This is a genomic window from Micromonospora sp. NPDC048930, assembly GCF_043197935.1.
Taxonomy (GTDB): domain Bacteria; phylum Actinomycetota; class Actinomycetes; order Mycobacteriales; family Micromonosporaceae; genus Micromonospora.
Map to the genome: position 1 here is coordinate 1 of NZ_JBICUB010000032.1, position 15,155 is coordinate 15,155.

17 protein-coding genes and 1 pseudogene are annotated in these 15,155 nt (G+C 68.7%); 9 read left to right on the forward strand and 9 right to left on the reverse strand.

The features are described 5' to 3' along the window. Positions 1-286: 286 nt before the first annotated feature. Positions 287-430 carry a hypothetical protein gene (locus ACGFI9_RS36890; protein ID WP_393185685.1) on the reverse strand — a complete coding sequence of 48 codons (144 nt, stop codon included), beginning with the start codon at positions 428-430 and terminating at the stop codon, positions 287-289. Positions 431-448: 18 nt separating this feature from the next. Then, a complete protein-coding gene (locus ACGFI9_RS36895; protein ID WP_393185687.1) occupies positions 449-1,477 on the reverse strand; it encodes an aldo/keto reductase in 1,029 nt (342 codons plus the stop codon). 95 nt (positions 1,478-1,572) lie between these two features. On the opposite strand from ACGFI9_RS36895, the gene ACGFI9_RS36900 reads away from it, so the two are divergent. Continuing rightward, positions 1,573-2,166, forward strand: a complete 594-nt coding sequence (locus ACGFI9_RS36900) for a TetR/AcrR family transcriptional regulator (RefSeq protein ID WP_393185689.1) — start codon at positions 1,573-1,575, stop codon at positions 2,164-2,166. Positions 2,167-2,380: 214 nt separating this feature from the next. On the opposite strand, the gene ACGFI9_RS36905 is transcribed toward ACGFI9_RS36900, so the two are convergent. After that, the gene (locus tag ACGFI9_RS36905; RefSeq protein ID WP_393185691.1) at positions 2,381-2,977 is read right to left on the reverse strand and encodes a TetR family transcriptional regulator; all 597 of its coding nucleotides are present in this window, start codon (positions 2,975-2,977) and stop codon (positions 2,381-2,383) included. A gap of 119 nt (positions 2,978-3,096) precedes the next feature. Here ACGFI9_RS36905 and ACGFI9_RS36910 point away from each other — a divergent pair, with 119 nt between their 5' ends. Together ACGFI9_RS36910 and ACGFI9_RS36915 are read left to right on the forward strand one after the other, a co-directional pair. After that, positions 3,097-4,005: an SDR family oxidoreductase gene (locus tag ACGFI9_RS36910; RefSeq protein WP_393185692.1), complete on the forward strand. Its 909-nt coding sequence runs from the start codon at positions 3,097-3,099 to the stop codon at positions 4,003-4,005. Positions 4,006-4,266: 261 nt separating this feature from the next. Then, a complete protein-coding gene (locus tag ACGFI9_RS36915) occupies positions 4,267-4,488 on the forward strand; it encodes a serine hydrolase (protein WP_393185694.1) in 222 nt (73 codons plus the stop codon). A gap of 32 nt (positions 4,489-4,520) precedes the next feature. Here ACGFI9_RS36915 and ACGFI9_RS36920 read toward each other — a convergent pair. Next, positions 4,521-4,938: pseudogene (locus tag ACGFI9_RS36920) on the reverse strand (DinB family protein). Between the two features lie 167 nt (positions 4,939-5,105). After that, complete coding sequence (locus tag ACGFI9_RS36925) at positions 5,106-5,336, reverse strand: hypothetical protein (protein WP_393185696.1); 231 nt, start codon at positions 5,334-5,336, stop codon at positions 5,106-5,108. Positions 5,337-5,555: 219 nt separating this feature from the next. Between ACGFI9_RS36925 and coaD the strand changes: the two genes are divergently transcribed. After that, the gene (gene coaD / locus ACGFI9_RS36930) at positions 5,556-6,008 is read left to right on the forward strand and encodes a pantetheine-phosphate adenylyltransferase (protein WP_393185698.1); all 453 of its coding nucleotides are present in this window, start codon (positions 5,556-5,558) and stop codon (positions 6,006-6,008) included. Positions 6,009-6,373: 365 nt separating this feature from the next. Further along, a complete protein-coding gene (locus ACGFI9_RS36935) occupies positions 6,374-7,672 on the forward strand; it encodes an MFS transporter (protein WP_393185699.1) in 1,299 nt (432 codons plus the stop codon). A 129-nt stretch (positions 7,673-7,801) separates the two neighbouring features. Here the strand turns inward: ACGFI9_RS36935 and ACGFI9_RS36940 are convergent, their stop codons facing one another. Next, a complete protein-coding gene (locus ACGFI9_RS36940; protein WP_393185701.1) occupies positions 7,802-8,521 on the reverse strand; it encodes an SDR family NAD(P)-dependent oxidoreductase in 720 nt (239 codons plus the stop codon). 83 nt (positions 8,522-8,604) lie between these two features. On the opposite strand from ACGFI9_RS36940, the gene ACGFI9_RS36945 reads away from it, so the two are divergent. Next, positions 8,605-9,219: a TetR/AcrR family transcriptional regulator gene (locus tag ACGFI9_RS36945; protein ID WP_393185703.1), complete on the forward strand. Its 615-nt coding sequence runs from the start codon at positions 8,605-8,607 to the stop codon at positions 9,217-9,219. A gap of 486 nt (positions 9,220-9,705) precedes the next feature. Here the strand turns inward: ACGFI9_RS36945 and ACGFI9_RS36950 are convergent, their stop codons facing one another. Both ACGFI9_RS36950 and ACGFI9_RS36955 read right to left on the reverse strand, forming a co-directional pair. Then, positions 9,706-10,476, reverse strand: coding sequence for a hypothetical protein (locus ACGFI9_RS36950; protein ID WP_280841605.1), 771 nt, complete (start codon positions 10,474-10,476; stop codon positions 9,706-9,708). A gap of 428 nt (positions 10,477-10,904) precedes the next feature. Next, the gene (locus ACGFI9_RS36955; protein ID WP_393185705.1) at positions 10,905-11,705 is read right to left on the reverse strand and encodes a helix-turn-helix domain-containing protein; all 801 of its coding nucleotides are present in this window, start codon (positions 11,703-11,705) and stop codon (positions 10,905-10,907) included. Between the two features lie 86 nt (positions 11,706-11,791). Between ACGFI9_RS36955 and ACGFI9_RS36960 the strand changes: the two genes are divergently transcribed. Further along, complete coding sequence (locus ACGFI9_RS36960; RefSeq protein ID WP_393185707.1) at positions 11,792-12,172, forward strand: nuclear transport factor 2 family protein; 381 nt, start codon at positions 11,792-11,794, stop codon at positions 12,170-12,172. Between the two features lie 460 nt (positions 12,173-12,632). On the opposite strand, the gene ACGFI9_RS36965 is transcribed toward ACGFI9_RS36960, so the two are convergent. Further along, positions 12,633-13,361, reverse strand: coding sequence for a winged helix-turn-helix transcriptional regulator (locus ACGFI9_RS36965; protein WP_393185709.1), 729 nt, complete (start codon positions 13,359-13,361; stop codon positions 12,633-12,635). Positions 13,362-13,438: 77 nt separating this feature from the next. Here ACGFI9_RS36965 and ACGFI9_RS36970 point away from each other — a divergent pair, with 77 nt between their 5' ends. Further along, positions 13,439-14,197, forward strand: coding sequence for a DUF899 family protein (locus ACGFI9_RS36970; protein ID WP_393185711.1), 759 nt, complete (start codon positions 13,439-13,441; stop codon positions 14,195-14,197). Positions 14,198-14,378: 181 nt separating this feature from the next. After that, positions 14,379-14,936 (forward strand): DUF5134 domain-containing protein, encoded by a 558-nt coding sequence (locus ACGFI9_RS36975; RefSeq protein ID WP_393185713.1) that lies wholly within the window; start codon positions 14,379-14,381, stop codon positions 14,934-14,936. The last annotated feature ends 219 nt before the right edge of the window (positions 14,937-15,155 follow it).

Below are 15,155 nucleotides of genomic sequence, written 5' to 3' on the forward strand. Positions count from 1 at the left end.
AGATCGAGGCTGCCGGCCTACGGGAGGTGTGCCGGCTGGTGCGACGTGCGCAGGGCAAGGAGCGGGACGATCAGGCGATCCTGCTGGCCAGTGCCCAATAAGCGGCACGCACATCGGCAGGCCCGGATGCCGGCCCGCCACTTGCTGTGACTATGCGTAGCGAGCGCATCGCGGCAGATTAGTGCACCTGATCATGCAGATGAAGTTCCCGGGGCTCTCGAGCCTGCCTGGTGCGCGGCCGGTGGCGCATCGGGCCGTAGCTGGCCGGTTCCCTGGAGCATTCCGATCAAGACGGGGGGCACGCCTCGACTACGTCGATGGTCTGTTCACCGCCGGCGGCGTCGCCACCCCGGCGGAGCGTCACCATCAGCTCGGCGATGCCGCTGACGCCCATCACCCACCAGCGGCGGGTGATGGGCGTCGCGGTCACGGTGTTCTCCCGTCTTTCTCAGCCGGCGGCGCGCTCGTCGGCCGGGCGCCGGCGCAACGTGGCGCGCTCAAGTGCGGGCGGGGCGTAGGCCATGTCGAGCCGGCCGACGTCGGTGCCGGGCGCCACGATCGCGTCGATCTCGTCGAGGATCTTGTCGTCGAGGGTGACGTTCGCGCCGGCGAGCAGGTCGTCGAGGTGTTCCATGGTGCGCGGCCCGATGATGGCCGAGGTGACGCCGGGGTGGGCGATCGCGAACGCCATCGCGAGGTGGGTCAGCTTCATTCCGGCCTGCTCGGCGAGCGGGATGAGCTGCTCCACGGCGTCGAGGCGGCGCTCGTCGCGGTAGTGCTTGAAGCCGAAGGCGGCGCGGTGGGTGTCGGCCTGCTGGCCCTTGCGGAAGCGTCCGGTGAGCATGCCCTGGGCCAGCGGGCTCCAGACGAGCGTGCCCATCCCGTACCGCTCGGCGACGGGCAGGATCTCGCGCTCGATGCCGCGGTCGAGGATCGAGTAGGGCGGCTGCTCGGTGCGGAACCGTTCGAGGCCGCGGCGCTCGGCGGCCCACTGGGCCTCGACGATGTCGGAGGCGGGGAAGCATGACGATCCGATCACGCGGACCTTGCCGCTGCGTACGAGGTCAGTCAACGCGGACAGGGTCTCCTCGACGTCGACCGTCGGGTCGGGCCGGTGGACCTGGTACAGGTCGATGTGGTCGGTCCGCAGGCGGCGCAGCGAGTTCTCGACCTCGGCGATGATCCAGCGTCGGGAGTTGCCGCGCTGGTTCGGGTCGTCACCCATCGGTCCCCACACCTTCGTGGCGAGCACGACGTCGTCACGGCGCCCCTTGAGCGCCTTGCCGACGATCTCCTCGGACTCGCCGCGCGAGTACATGTCGGCCGTGTCGACGAAGTTGATGCCGGCGTCCAGGGCCTTGTGGATGATGCGGATCGAGTCGTCGTGGTCGGGGTTGCCGGCCCCGCCGAACATCATCGCGCCCAGGCAGTACGGGCTGACCTGGATGCCGGTGCGGCCCAGCGTGCGGTAGTGCATGGCTCTCCTCCGGAGGCGTATCATCGACCAAGCGGAACGGGTTATCACTTAACACTATACGGAACATGTTCTCACTTATGAACGGGAGGCCTTCAGTGAGCGCGGCCACACCTGACCGGCCACGTCGCGTCCGCGCCGACGCGCAACGCAACATCGACGCGCTGCTCGACGCGGCCCGCGAGGTCTTCGCCACCTCAGGCGTGGACGCCCCGGTACGCGAGATCGCCGCCAAGGCCGGGGTCGGGCTCGCCACCTTCTACCGCCACTTCCCGGAGCGCTCCGACCTGGTCACCGCCGTCTTTCGGCACGAGGTCGACGCCTGCGCCGACACTGCGGCCACCCTGGCCGCCGAGTACGAACCGCTCGAGGCCCTCACTCGCTGGCTGCGGCGGTACACCGGGTTCCTCGCGACCAAACACGGCCTCGCCGCGGCGCTGCACTCCGGCAATCCCGCCTTCGAACCGCTGCCCGCCTACTTCCAGCAGCGCTTCGAACCCGCCCTCGGCTCGCTGCTCGCCGCCGCGTCCGCCGCCGGCGAGATCCGCGGGGACATCGAGCCCATGGAACTCCTGCACGCGGTGGCCAACCTGTCCCACCCCGACCTCATCCGCGCCGAGCGCATGATCGCCCTGCTCGTCGACGGCCTGCGCTACGGAGCCAAGCCAAGACTTCAATCCGCCGAGCCCTAGGCTCACTCACTCGGTAGCTTCGGATTGCCGCGAAGTTCAGCGACCGGATCGGGCAGGTGACACAGCACGTACCGTGGCGGTCCGCCAATCGCGGCCACATTCAATTCGGCACGACCGTGCCTCGAGCGCCACCGCGAATTCGTGACGCCCCGTGACGCCCGGCGGCATAAGAGTGCACCCGTTCAGTAGTGTTGCCGACGTTTCGTCACGACCGTCAGGTGGGCGTCGCCGCGTTCGGGGCCGGAACGGCTGGGGCCGATGTGACTGCGCGCAGCTCGGCGGCCATCTCGGCGATCAGGTCGGTGAGGGAGGCGTCGCAGCCGGGCGCGACCCAGCGGGCGAACGCCACCCGGAAGACCGTGACGCCCGACTCGGTGGCCAGGGTGGCCGTGGTCTCGCCGACGCCCTTGGCGCGCAGGGCGGCGGCGACCGCCGCCGCCAGCGAGCCCGTCTTGCGCAGCTCGCGCTCCTGCAGCTCGGGGCTGCCTTCGATGATGGACTGGCGCACCCGAGCCAGGTCGAGGCGATCGGCGAAGATCTCGTCCGCCACCCGTTGGAAGGCGGCGATAACCGTCTCGAAAGGGGCGGCGCCCGTCTCGGCGACCGCCTTGACCAGGACCTCCTCCAGCAGCTTGCCGCCGCTGAAGAGCGCCTCGCGCTTGTCGCCGAAGAGCCGGTAGAACGTGCGTTTGTCGACGCCGGCGCGGGCCGCAATGTCGGTGACCGTGGTCTGGTCGAAGCCGCGCTCGCGGAACAGCTCCAAGGCGGCCGCCTCCAAGCGGCCGCGCGCGTCCGGTTGCCAGCGGGCCATGTCGGCGATGGTATCTGATGTCACACGGCGACATCTTCTCGGCGAGAGCATGTCGCGTGGTGACATCACGGTGTACGGTCATGTCACAAGATGACATCGGTCCTTGGGAAGGAACCACGATGCGGGTATTCGTCACCGGCGCCTCCGGCCACCTCGGCTCCGCGGTCCTGCCGGAACTACTCTCCGCCGGGCACCAGGTCGTGGGCCTGGCCCGCTCCGACGCGTCGGCCGCCGCGATCGAGAAGCTCGGCGCCCAGGTGCGCCGCGGCGACTTGTCCGACCTCGACGTGCTACGCGAGGAGGCGGCCGCCTCCGACGGTGTGATCCACCTCGCGTTCCGCCACGACCTCATGCTGACCGGCGACATGGCCGCCGCTGCCGAGGCCGACCTGGTCGCCCTCAAGGCACTGGCCGACGGTCTGGACGGCTCCGGCAAGCCGCTCGTCGGCACGAGCGGGACGGCCATGCTCGTCATGGGCGGCGTCGTCGGCCGCGCCGGCACCGAACGGGACGTGTTCCCGGGCGGCTACCGGATCGACGCGGAGAACTTCGTGGCCAACCTCGCCTCGCGCGGCGTGCGTTCCTCGATCGTCCGGCTCGCGCCCACGGTGCACAGCTCGCTCGACCACCACGGCTTCATCACCGCCATCATTGCCACCGCCCGACAGAACGGGTACGCCGCATACGTCGGCGAGGGCACCAACCGTTGGCCGGCCGTGCACACGCTCGACGCGGCCAACCTCTACCGGCTCGCCCTCGAGAACGCGCCGGCCGGCTCGCGCCTGCACGGGGTCGCCGACGAGGGCGTCCCCTTCGCCGAGATCGCCACCGCCGTCGGCCGTAACCTGGACATCCCGGTCCGCAGCATCAGCCCCGAGGAGGCGGGCGACCACTTCGGCTTCCTCGGGTCGTTCGCGCAGATGGACAACCCGACGTCGGCCGTGATCACCCGCGAACTGCTCGGCTGGACCCCGACCCACCCCGGCCTAATCGCCGACCTGGACGAGGGGCACTACTTTCAGGCATGAACAACAAGCGGCGGCCCGGGGCGGTTCCCGGGCCGCCGCTTCGTTTTATCGGGTACTCGGGACCAGCTGCTCGGCTTCACCGGCTGACGCTCAAATTCGAACGCCGAAATCGACCAAGATGCGTGCACTCAATTCGGCACGAGCGGGCGCTGACCGGGCACGGTCTGCGGCAGATGCGCGCACCTGACCTTGGGTTGCACTGGGTCGGTGACCACTCCAGCGCCCACGCCTGACGGGCGCGAAAGCATTAGGGTCGGCGCCATGATGCGAGCGGAGATTCTGGTGCGGCAGGGTGAGGACTTCATCGTGGACGACGCCACGGAGACGCGGTATCAGCTGGCCTCTGTGAGCAAGCAGTTCACCGCGGCTGCCGCACTCTTGCTCGTCGAGGACGGCAGGCTGCTCCTCGACGATCCCGGCTGGTATCCGCTCATCGGCTTCCGGTTGCTCACCGACGAACGTCAGCGCCGGACTGCGGCATGAGCGTGCACCAGATCGGAACGACTACCGGGACGTCAGAGGTGACCTTGGCTGCCTTTCCATAGATAGAGGTCTCGCAGCAGGGATATCTCGGCGCCGTGGTGAATGACCTCGCGGTGTACGTGCAGGATGAGCTTCGCCATCGGCGCATCCGCGTAAGCGAGCCATCGAGATGGGGTGCGGTCGGTGGCCCGTAGACGTCAATGAGGTGCGCCAGCCGCCAGGCGATCGTGGTGACCGCGGGCGGTCGTATGACGGGCTGGCGTAGTCCAAGGTGAATTCGCCTGCGCCAATCGACGTCGGCGCAGAACTCTGGCCGCGCCGGCGAAGGGTCCAAGAGCCCGGGACCGGCTGCCAGAAGTACTCGTCATCAGTCAGCCCGTCCAGCCGTGGCCGAAGCTGATGCTGCCAGTGCCACTCAAGCTGATCGACCAGCTCTGCGTTCCAGTCCACGTCCACTGTGCGACAGTAGGGATTGACAGGCGACCCGATCAAACCTACGACGAGACCGTCAGGACCCCCAAAGCAACCTACGAAGGGGCTTTTGCTCGCTCCGGACCAGTCGCGGACAGCCGGAACGAGCGGATTGCGGCTACCTGTAACTGACCTGACCGCCGGTCCTACTCGGGCATCGCCAAGGGGCGCGGCGGCTCGCCGTACTCGCCCAGGGCATGCCGCAGCCGATGGTTGAGATCGTTGATCGACTGACGCAGGTCCCGCTCGCTCCCACCCGGCTCAAGGAGCTCCACCCGCTCGAGCCGATCTCGAATACGGTCTGACAGGTGTCGGGAGACCTCGCCCGCCATGAGCTCGCCTTCGATCACTGCAAGGAGTCCGATCAGCGCTGACAAGTCGCGAGCGTGACAGCTTCGCGGGGCTAAGGCGTCCGGTAGGTTCGCGCTCATACCCGTCACCCTAGGTGAGCTCTCCCAGCGCCATCAGCGGCAGATCAGGATGTCTGCGGTGGTCGGCGGTGACGGCAAGGCCCAAAGTCGGGTCGGCGCCTGCACTGCTGGCATGATCGTGGCCATGTGGTTGGAGTCGCGGTGACGGCTAGGTCAACTCCTGGAGTGGTGCCGGCACACGGTTCGCTGGCGGTCTATCCCGGTACGTTCGATCCGTTCACCCCGGGGCACCGCGACCTCGTGGCTCGCGCCCGGGTGATGTTCGACCAGGTCATCGTGTTGCTGGCGGTGAACGCCGACAAGCAACCAACCGCCGAGGCCACTGTCAGGGCCGCACGCGTGCGCAACGCCATGCCGGCAGCCTGGGGCAATGTCGAGGTTGACACCTGGACCGGCCTGACCACCGCCTACTGCGTGCGCCGGGGCGCCACGGTCATCGTCCGCGGCGTACGTACGGCCGCGGACCTTCGCCAGGAGTACCAGCTCGCTGCGATGAACGCGCACCTCGGCATTCAGACCGTCTGGGTGCCGTCCCGTCCGCAGCTGGCCGCCACTTCGTCCACGGTCGCACGCGCATACCGCTCGGCACGGTGGGCCGGTCCGCCCCCTGAACTCTGACGAATGACCCCCAGGGGTAACTGGCACGGTGGCAACATCTCGAGGCCGGATGCAACCTTCTCGGCAGATCCGGTCGTGCCGTCGGACCCGCCCGACTCGCGGCAGATGTGCGCACCCGATCATGCCAAGGCAACGTCGCCCGCTGGCCGCGAACGCGACGAGCCATACCCGCGCGATCGCCATGACAGCGTCTTGTGCCCTCCTGCGACCTCACCGGTGGGGACTGTCGTTGCCCGCCGTGTCGACCTGTCCGGGCACGCCTGAAGGGTGCCGGGAGAGATCTGGACACCCCGGCGGATGCGGCCCTGCCACGCTCAGGCCCTCGCTGGACCCCGCGCCTTGATCCCGCGCCTTAGCGTGGCAGGGTGGCAGCACCCCGCATGGCACCGCCGTCGGAGATGAGCCCTCGGCTGACGTTCCTGTTCGCGTTGGCGGCGGGAGCGGCCATCGGCAACCTGTACTGGGCGCAGCCGCTGCTCAGCTTCATCGCAGGCGATCTACGCGCCGCGACCGCGACGGCCGGCTGGCTCGTCACCGCGACCCAGGTCGGGTACGCCGTCGGCGTCCTGCTGCTCGTGCCGCTCGGCGACGTCCTGGACCGCCGCCGGTTCGTCCCGGTGATGCTGCTGACCTCGGCCGCCGCACTGCTGCTGTGCGCGCTGGCGCCGTCGATCGGCGTACTCCTCCTCGCACTGGGCGTGCTCGGCGTGACGACGATTTCCGGGCAGGTCCTCACACCGCTCGCCGGGGACCTTGCCGGCGACGCCCACCGCGGACGGATCGTCGGTGCCGTCGGGTCTGGGACCCTCACCGGTATCTTGGCCTCCCGCACGATCAGCGGGTTCGTCGCCGGCGCCGCCGGGTGGCGTGCGATCTTCGCCCTCGGCGCGGTCGTCGCCGTCCTGCTCGCGGTCCTGCTCTACCGCGCGATTCCACCGCTGGCACCGCGGACGCGCATGCCGTACCCGGCGCTCATCGCCTCGGTCGGCGCGGTGGTCATGCGCGAGCGGGCGGCCCGATGGACGCTGGTCCTGGCCGCCACAGGGTTCGCCGCGTTCTCGCTGTTCTGGACGGCGCTGACGTTCCTGCTCAGCGGTCCGCCGTTCCGGTACCCGGTAGCGGTGATTGGGTTGTTCGGGTTGGCTGGCCTCGCTAGTGTCCTTTCCGGCCTGCACGGCGGTCGCCTGCACGACCGCGGTTGGTCGCTTCCGGCCACCGGCGTGGCATGGGTACTGGCCCTCGGCGCCTTCGTCGTCGCGGCGTTCGCCGGCCGGTCCGTCGTACTTATCATCATCGTGATCATCATGATCGATGTTGCCCTTCAGACGCAGGCCCTCCTCAACCGGGCGCGGCTGTTCGCCCTCTCCCACGAGGCCCGCAGCCGGCTCAACACGGCGCTAGCCACCGGCAACTTTATCGGCGCTGCTATCGGTTCCGCCGCCGCGACCACGCTCTGGTCTGCGGGCGGCTGGACAGCGGTCACGATCACGGGAATGGCGCTCTGCTGCTTCGCGCTCACCGTGTGGGCGCTGGGACGTCGTGGTCCACTCGTGATCCGCTTCGCCGTGACGGACGGCGCTGCGACGGACCGCAGTGAAACCTCCCTCAACCGCGCGACATCCGCTCGTAGTGCTCGTAGTGCTCCGGAATCGAACCCGCCATGACGCCCTCGTGCGCAGTCCACGCGTCCGCTTCTCGGCATGAGCGCGCGCAGTGCGGCAGAAGAGTGCGTCGGGCGGGTGTGATAGCGGGATGGGTGGCCGAGGCGAGTTCGGCGGTGGCTGTACGAGGTGCTATTTGGTGAGGAGGTCGTGCGGGTAGGTGACTTCCAGTTGACCTGTCGTGTTGTGCATGGTCCACAGCAGGTCCGCCAGGCGGACGGGGTCGACAGTGGGGAGTTCGGGAACGGGGGCGCCGGCGGCCTTGGCCGCTTGGAACCTAGCGTGGAAGGGCGTGTTCTCGATCGCGGCACCGATGTAGAGTCCGCCGACGTAGACGCCCTTGCCGGCCACCTCGGCGTGCAAGGCCTGAAGGTAGTTGCGTTGGGCGGCCAGGGCGACTCCACCGGCGATGTCGGCATTGCCGCGTAGGGCGCTGGCTCCCTGCGCGCTCAGAATCGCACCGGTCCCTCGGGCGATCATGCTCGGCAGGAACTCCCGCACCAGCGCAAGCAGCCCGTAGACGCCGAGCGGCATGAGGTCTTGTACGCGCTGGGGTGTCAGGTCGAGTACTGGAATGAACCCGTTGGCTGCGGCGCCGTAGTAGATCACGTCGAGATCACCGACAGCCGCGCGGATACGGTCAGCGAGCTCCGCGATGGCGGCTGTGTCGGCGAGGTCGGCGCTGATCGCATGGGCCTGCGCCCCGTCCGCGGCTAGCTGCTTGGCGAGCTGGTCGAGCGGCTCCTGGCGGCGGCCAACGAGTACGACGGAGTAGCCCTCTCTCCCGTAGCGGTGGGCAACGGCTTGACCGAGACCCGGGCCCGCCCCGAACACGGCGATGGACTTGGACATCGTGACCGCCCTTCTGCGGGATCGACGACGAAGTTGACCCTATAGTCAAGTTAACTTCTGCGTCAACTTGATAGGGTGCGAGTGTGAGTTCCGCCGCGACCAGTACGCCGACCAGCGGAGACCCTGGCCGCGCGACGGGGACGCCGCTCCGCGCCGATGCCGCCCGCAACGTCGCTCATATCCGCGCTGCCGCCATCGCCGCATTCCGGGGACGTGGACTGGCCACGCCGCTGGAAGAGATCGCTAGCGCGGCAGGGGTCAGCAAGGCCACGATCTACAACCGCTTCGGCGGGCGGGACGGTCTCATCGACGCCGTGATCGGCGAACTCGTCGCTACCGAGATGCACGCGATCATGAACAGGGCTCGGCGAACCGATGACCCATGGGAGGCCATCGCCACCTACATCATCGACCGGCGCGACCTGCAGTACCGCGAACCCGCGTTCACCGACGCGCTCCTCATGATGTACCCCAAGTCCGGACAACTCGTCGCACTCGCCAAAGCCGCCAACGAGATGACCGAGACCCTCCTCCAGCGCGGTCACGACGCAGGAGTGCTGCGCCCCGACTTCACGGTGAGTGACCTGTACTATGCCGACGTCGCCAACGGACTCGCCCTACGCGCGCTGCCCACACCCACGCGCGAAGACTACGACCGCCGCACCGGTTTCCTCATCGACAGCCTCCGGCCGCGCTGATCCAAACTGACACCACCGGTCGCTGCCATCACCAGGCCCAGCATGATCAGATACACGCTCATCGGCAGTTCCGCGCGTTCGCTGCGCGGCGTGGAGCAGTGCCGCCGGGGGCTCGCCACACCACTGCGAGCAAGGCAGTTTGGCGGTCACTCGATGGCGATCGGTAACCGTCGCCATGTGCTGGAGGCCGTCTGGCGAGGTGGCCGTCAAGAGGACTAGCGGATGCTGCTCCGTGGCGACGGCAGACAACGTGGACGCCGAGAGCTGGACCCCTCCCAATCGGGCTGGGACTTCTTCCGTTCGGCCGGGCTGAGCCGGTTTCGTGACGCACTGCAGCGCCCGGTCGGCGGCATGCCGGCGAGCAGAGCCGAGGCGAAGGCGAGGTAGTCGTCGTCGGTCGAGACGAGCCCGCCAGCCACCTCCTTCGAACGCCGGCGGCCGGCTCCACTGCCCGTAACGGTGCTGGTAACTGGGTTCTCCTCGCCGTCATGCGGCCCCCAGCTCCGTGGTGAAGGTCGCGATCGCGAGGAGCGCTGAATAGCTGGCCAGCCCGACGGTGAACCAGGCGAAGCTCGAGTGCCTCTCGGGTGCCAGTTCGTCGACGAAGACGTTGAGCAGGATCCCGCCACCGAGAAACGCCGTGAGCAGATTCATCACCACGCTGGTGGGCTGGGCGACGACCGCGGTCAACCAGCCGGCACCGGCGCCGGCGACGAGAACGAGGCGCCACCGCGTGGTGAGGCTGACCGGGAAGTGCTCGGCCAGCACGCCGTCGGTGGCCAGCACGTGCAGCCCCATGGCGACGGCGAACAGCGCCGCCGGTGCGAGGCCCGCGTCCAGCTTCGTGGCCAAGGTGTACGTGATCAGGCCGCTGTAGAGCGCGAAGAAGCCGAGTTGACACGCGAAGACCAGCCGGGTGGGCTCCTGCTCATGCCCTTTCGTCCGATGGGTGGCGCGTTCCAGGGCGTAGAACGTGAAGAAGCCGATCAGCGCGACGAGGAACAGGATGAATCCGCGCACCCGGCCGGCGCGGACCTCTTCCTCCAGGACGTGGGCGACCGCCTCGTTACCCTCGGCGAGGCGCGGCAGGAGGTAGAGGAAGACGTACGCTGCGGCGATGCCGCCGCCGAGCGAGGTCGCCGCCTGGGTGGGCACCGGTAGCGTCCGCCGGATGTACGGCGCCAGCAGATGAAGGGCTCCCAGGACCAGCGTCACCGCGAGCGTCGCCCACAGACTGCCCGCTTGGCTCAGCGTCACCGCAGCGTACGGGGTTGGTTGTCTGCCTGGTGCGGCCGCTGCCCGAGCATGGTTGCGATCCTACGAGCGGCACCCGGGCTGTCGGGTCGGAATGGGCAGCTACGTCGCCGGTTGGGGCGGGTTGAGCCAGGCCAGTGGCTGTCCGGACAGCGCGGCGTCGGCGAGTCGTTGTGCCGACGGGGTCTTCAGCGCGGCGAGCGATTTTCGATCCAGCGCTGCGTTGCCGCTGCGCCGTAGCGGCGGCGCAGGTGCTTGATCTGGTTCGGGGCGATCACGAAGACCGTGAGCCCCGCCCTGAGGAGGGCCTCGACGACGCGATCTTGATGAGCTGACCGGCTACGTCGTCGAGCAGGTCATCGACGAGTTCAAGCCGCGTAGGGGTCCGGTGAGGGGTCGATGCACACCGTGGGCGTCGTCGGAGCAGCCGGCTATGTCTCGGTACTCGCTTGCGGTTGGCCGAGCTGGCGGCAGTGCTGCGCGGTTGCCTCGTTGGCGGGCAGGTAGGTCTCGATGGCGACGTCTGCCAGGGTGACGTCGAACGCGGCTCCGAACGTGGTGACGGTGTTGATGAAGCACAGTTCGACGCCGCGGTGGTTCAGGCGGATCGGCAGGGCGATGTCGGCCGGGTCCGGTGGCTGCGGCTGCTCGTCCGGTCCGTATGACCGTAGCTCCTGGTACAGCGAGTGTAGTTGCGGATCTCCGGCATGCGTCGCTTGCCGGTCGAGTCTGGGCAACAGGTGCGCGCGCACCTGGGCGAGGTTGAGGATTCGTGGCGCAAGTCCCTTGGGGTGGAAGCCGAGCCGCATCAGGTTGATCGGCGGTCGCAGCAGGTCGGGGTCGACGTCCTCGAGGAGGATGTCGAAGGCCGTGTTAACGAGCAGGACGTTCCATCGGTGGTCGAGCGCGGCCGCCGGGTACGGCTCGTGGGCTCGCAGGATCAGCCGCAGCGCCGCGCGTACCTGTTCGAACTCCGGGTCGTCCAGCGGCCGTTCGAGGAAGGCCGGGGCGTGTCCGGCCGCCACCAGCAGGCGGTTCCGCTCCCGCAGCGGCACGCCGAGGTGCTCGGCCAGGCGGAGGACCATGGCGCTGCTGGGCAAGGTGCGGCCCGTTTCCACGAAGCTGACGTGCCGGGCCGACACGCCCGCGCGGATCGCCAGGTCGAGTTGGCTGAGGTTGCGCCGCAGGCGCCACCGGCGCAGCAGGTGGCCGACTGGCTCGGGGGCAGGCACCTCCCGAGTGTCACCGAGCTGTGCTGTCTGGGCCATTACCAGTGATGTAATCGACGGCGTGGGGATGCGACTGCGATCCTCGCGGCATGACTGATGTGAGCGCCGCCGAGCGCAACAAGACGTTGGTGCTGCACAGCTTCGACCAGTTCGCCGCCGGCAACATCGAGGTGCTGCGGACCCTGCTGCGGGAGGACTTCATCGAGCACAGCCCGGGCAACCCTTCTGGCCGGGATGCTTTCGTCGATTTCATCGCCACGGCGCCGGTCGCGAACGCGAAGCTCGACCTGAAGCGAATCGTCGCCGACGACGAGTACGTCGTCGTGCACTACCGGATGGTCACACCGGAGGACGAATGCGATGTCGCCGTGGTCGACATCTGGAGGCTGGTGGACGGCCAGATCGTCGAACACTGGGACGTCGTCCAGCCGGTTCCCGAGCCGTCCGAGGTCCCTCACGGCATGTTCTGACGGCCGGGCCTGGTTTCAGGTCCGGAAATCCTGCATAGGTGGACTTCAGGGAAGTGCCGTTCGTTCGATAGACCCACGCCGACGTTCCACCGCACGATCGAGTGCACTGTCGTCATCGGCCAGAAGCGGACGCGACCGCGGACCGTGACCCGCTGAAGGGCTGCTCGTTCGCCGGGACCGCGAGAACACCGGCCGATCCCACGGGGCGAATACGGCGACGAGGCTCCTGCCGGCGCACGTGCCGGTCGATGCTGCATCGCAATCCAGCCAGGTATCCGGACATCAAGCAGAAGCGTGCGTCCGGAGGTGGGGCGAGGACTGGGATGGTTTACGGACAGTGCTGAAGGCACAACGATCAACGCGTCTGGGCTGCGGCAGACGCGTACACGTGACCTTGGTCGACGCCGGGCCGGAGTGTCGACCAGAACAGGGCGAACCCGAGCTGGGGGCCGACAGTGGGTCACCTTTCGGGCGGCGTCTGGCGGCGATCTGCCCGCCCTCCTTGGCCGCAGGTGCCGTTTGAGTGCTTATCTGTGGAGGCCGGGACACGCACGCCCGCGACGAGATGGCGGACGACTTCGGGATCGCCGATGATGACGGCGCCGGCCGCTACGAGCCCGGCCAGGTCGTCGCTGCCGAAGGCGGCGAGGAGAGCGTCCGTGGTGGTGATCAGGACGGCGTCCGGCTCTTCGGGCGGCTCGTGGGACACCTCGGCGCTGGCCGACGTGAGGCGGACGCCGAACACTCCGGCGGGACCGTGGTCGCGTAGTTCGATCCGGAGCGTCGCCTCGGGCTGCTCCGGCCCGGGCGCGAAGAAGGTGCGGATGCTCAGCATGGCGCTGTCCGCGCTTACGAAGAGCTGTTCCGCGGTCGGTGGGGCGGCCAGCGCCCAGGTGCCAAGCGCGACCACGATCGGCTCGAGGCCGCGACCCCACGTTGTCAGCTCGTAGACCCGCACGTTGCCTGGCGGAGGCAGCTGCCGACGGCGTAGGACGCCCGCGTCGGCCAGCTCGCGCAGCCGGTCGGACAGTGCGTTGGGGCTGGCTGTCGGGAGCGCCTGCTGGAGGTCGGTGAACCGTTTCGGCCCGAGCAGCAGCTCGCGCACCACGAGCAGCGACCACCGCTCACCCACGATGTCGAGGCCGCGTGCGACGCCGCAGGCCTGCCGATAACCCCGCTGGGTTGGCATGGCACACCTCCCTCTCGTACTTGCTCGATCCTAGCAGCCGCTATTAGGCTCATAGCGACCGGCCCGAGGAGGAGCCCATGACCACCCCAGCGACACCCCCGATCACCGACCGCGAGACCTGGCAGAAGCAACTCGACGAGCTCCGGCTCCGCGAGAAGGCGCACACCCGCGAGGGCGACGCCATCGCCGCGGCCCGCCGGCGGCTGCCCATGGTCGAGGTCGACCCGACCACCCATCTGGTCGGTGCCGACGGCCCGGTGCCCCTGCTCGATGTCTTCGAGGGGAGAACCCAGCTGTTCGCGTCGTACCACATGTGGCACACGGGCAGGCCGGCCGCCGACCAGTGCGAGGGCTGCACGTTCTTCAACGGCCAGGTGCTCGAGCTGTCCTACCTGCACTCGCGCGACGTCACGTTCGCGGTCTTCTGCCAAGGGCCGTACGAGGAAACGTCTCGCTACCGCGACTTCATGGGCTGGCAGGCGCCCTGGTACTCGGTGCCCGCGGAGTCGCTCGACACCCTCGTCGCCGGGCGCGCGTTCGGGATGAAGGCGTGCTACCTGCGCCAGGGCGACCGGGTGTTCGAGACCTACTGGACCACCGGGCGGGGCGTCGAGGCGATGGCACCGTCGTACGGCCTGCTCGACATGACCGTCTACGGTCGCCAGGAAGACTGGGAGGACTCGCCGCAAGGCTGGCCGCAGCGCTTCCGGACCGACGGCGACCAGTTCCGGCTCGACGGCCGGCCCACATCACAGTGGTCACGCCTCGCCGCCGGCCGTGACGACGACCTGGGTGCCACCGGGCACACCGCCAGCGAGCACCATTGCTGCCACTGAGGTTCGGTGCCTGCCGGTCGGATGAACTAGCCCGCGGCGTGCGCCGATCTACCGAGCTAAAGGCCCCGCATGTGCGCTGCATCGCTGTCGGCCTCGGCCCGTCGGTACGGGCGGGCGGAGGCTCCGCCACTTCTCATGGGGGCACGGTGACACGCCGCTTACGCGCGGGACGTCTCCCCCGATGATCGGCAATGGCCCTCTCCGATGGTTGCTGACGGTGGCGTTCGGAGGGGCGGCCGTCTTTCACCTGCTCCGGTGCCTGCGCCCACCCGCTGCGTGGCGCTCTCCGGCGGCGGAACATCGACTCTCCGAGATGTTGCACCTGGCTATGGGCCTATCGATGATCGCGATGATCTGGCCATGGGGCGCGGCGGTCCCGGCAGCTGCCTGGATTGTCGTTCTCATGATGTCGACGGGGTGGTTCGTGGTGCGGGCGGTGCGGACGTCACGACCTCGTGCGGTACCGGTGTTCTTCGCCACCGCGACAGGGACGATGGTGTGGATGTGTACCTCGATACCGGGGCACACATCCGCCGGCGGTCACGGCGGCATGGACATGACCGGGATGGGTCATGCGCCGGTCGGGTGGGCCGGATGGGTCGGTGCGCTGCTCGGTGGCTACCTGGTGCTCGCCGCATTCTCGTGGGTTGGCCGCGGGATGCGCATCGTGGTCTGTCCGCGGCGACGACGGACGCGGTGGCCGGTCCGCTGGACTGGTCGGCGCTGTGCCACGGTGTGATGAGCGCCGGTATGGGCATCGCACTACTGGCGATAGCGTGAACGACGGGCGCCAGGCGGGACGCTCGCGGCGCAGCTTAGATCGGACATCCGCACTTCGGCAGAAGCGGACACCGCGCCAATACGGCAGAGCGGTCGGTGGGAGACACCCGCACCCGCCCCTGCTCGGCTCGCCGAATCATGGGCGGGTGCGGTGAGCCCGCTCGCGTCAGCCCACCCC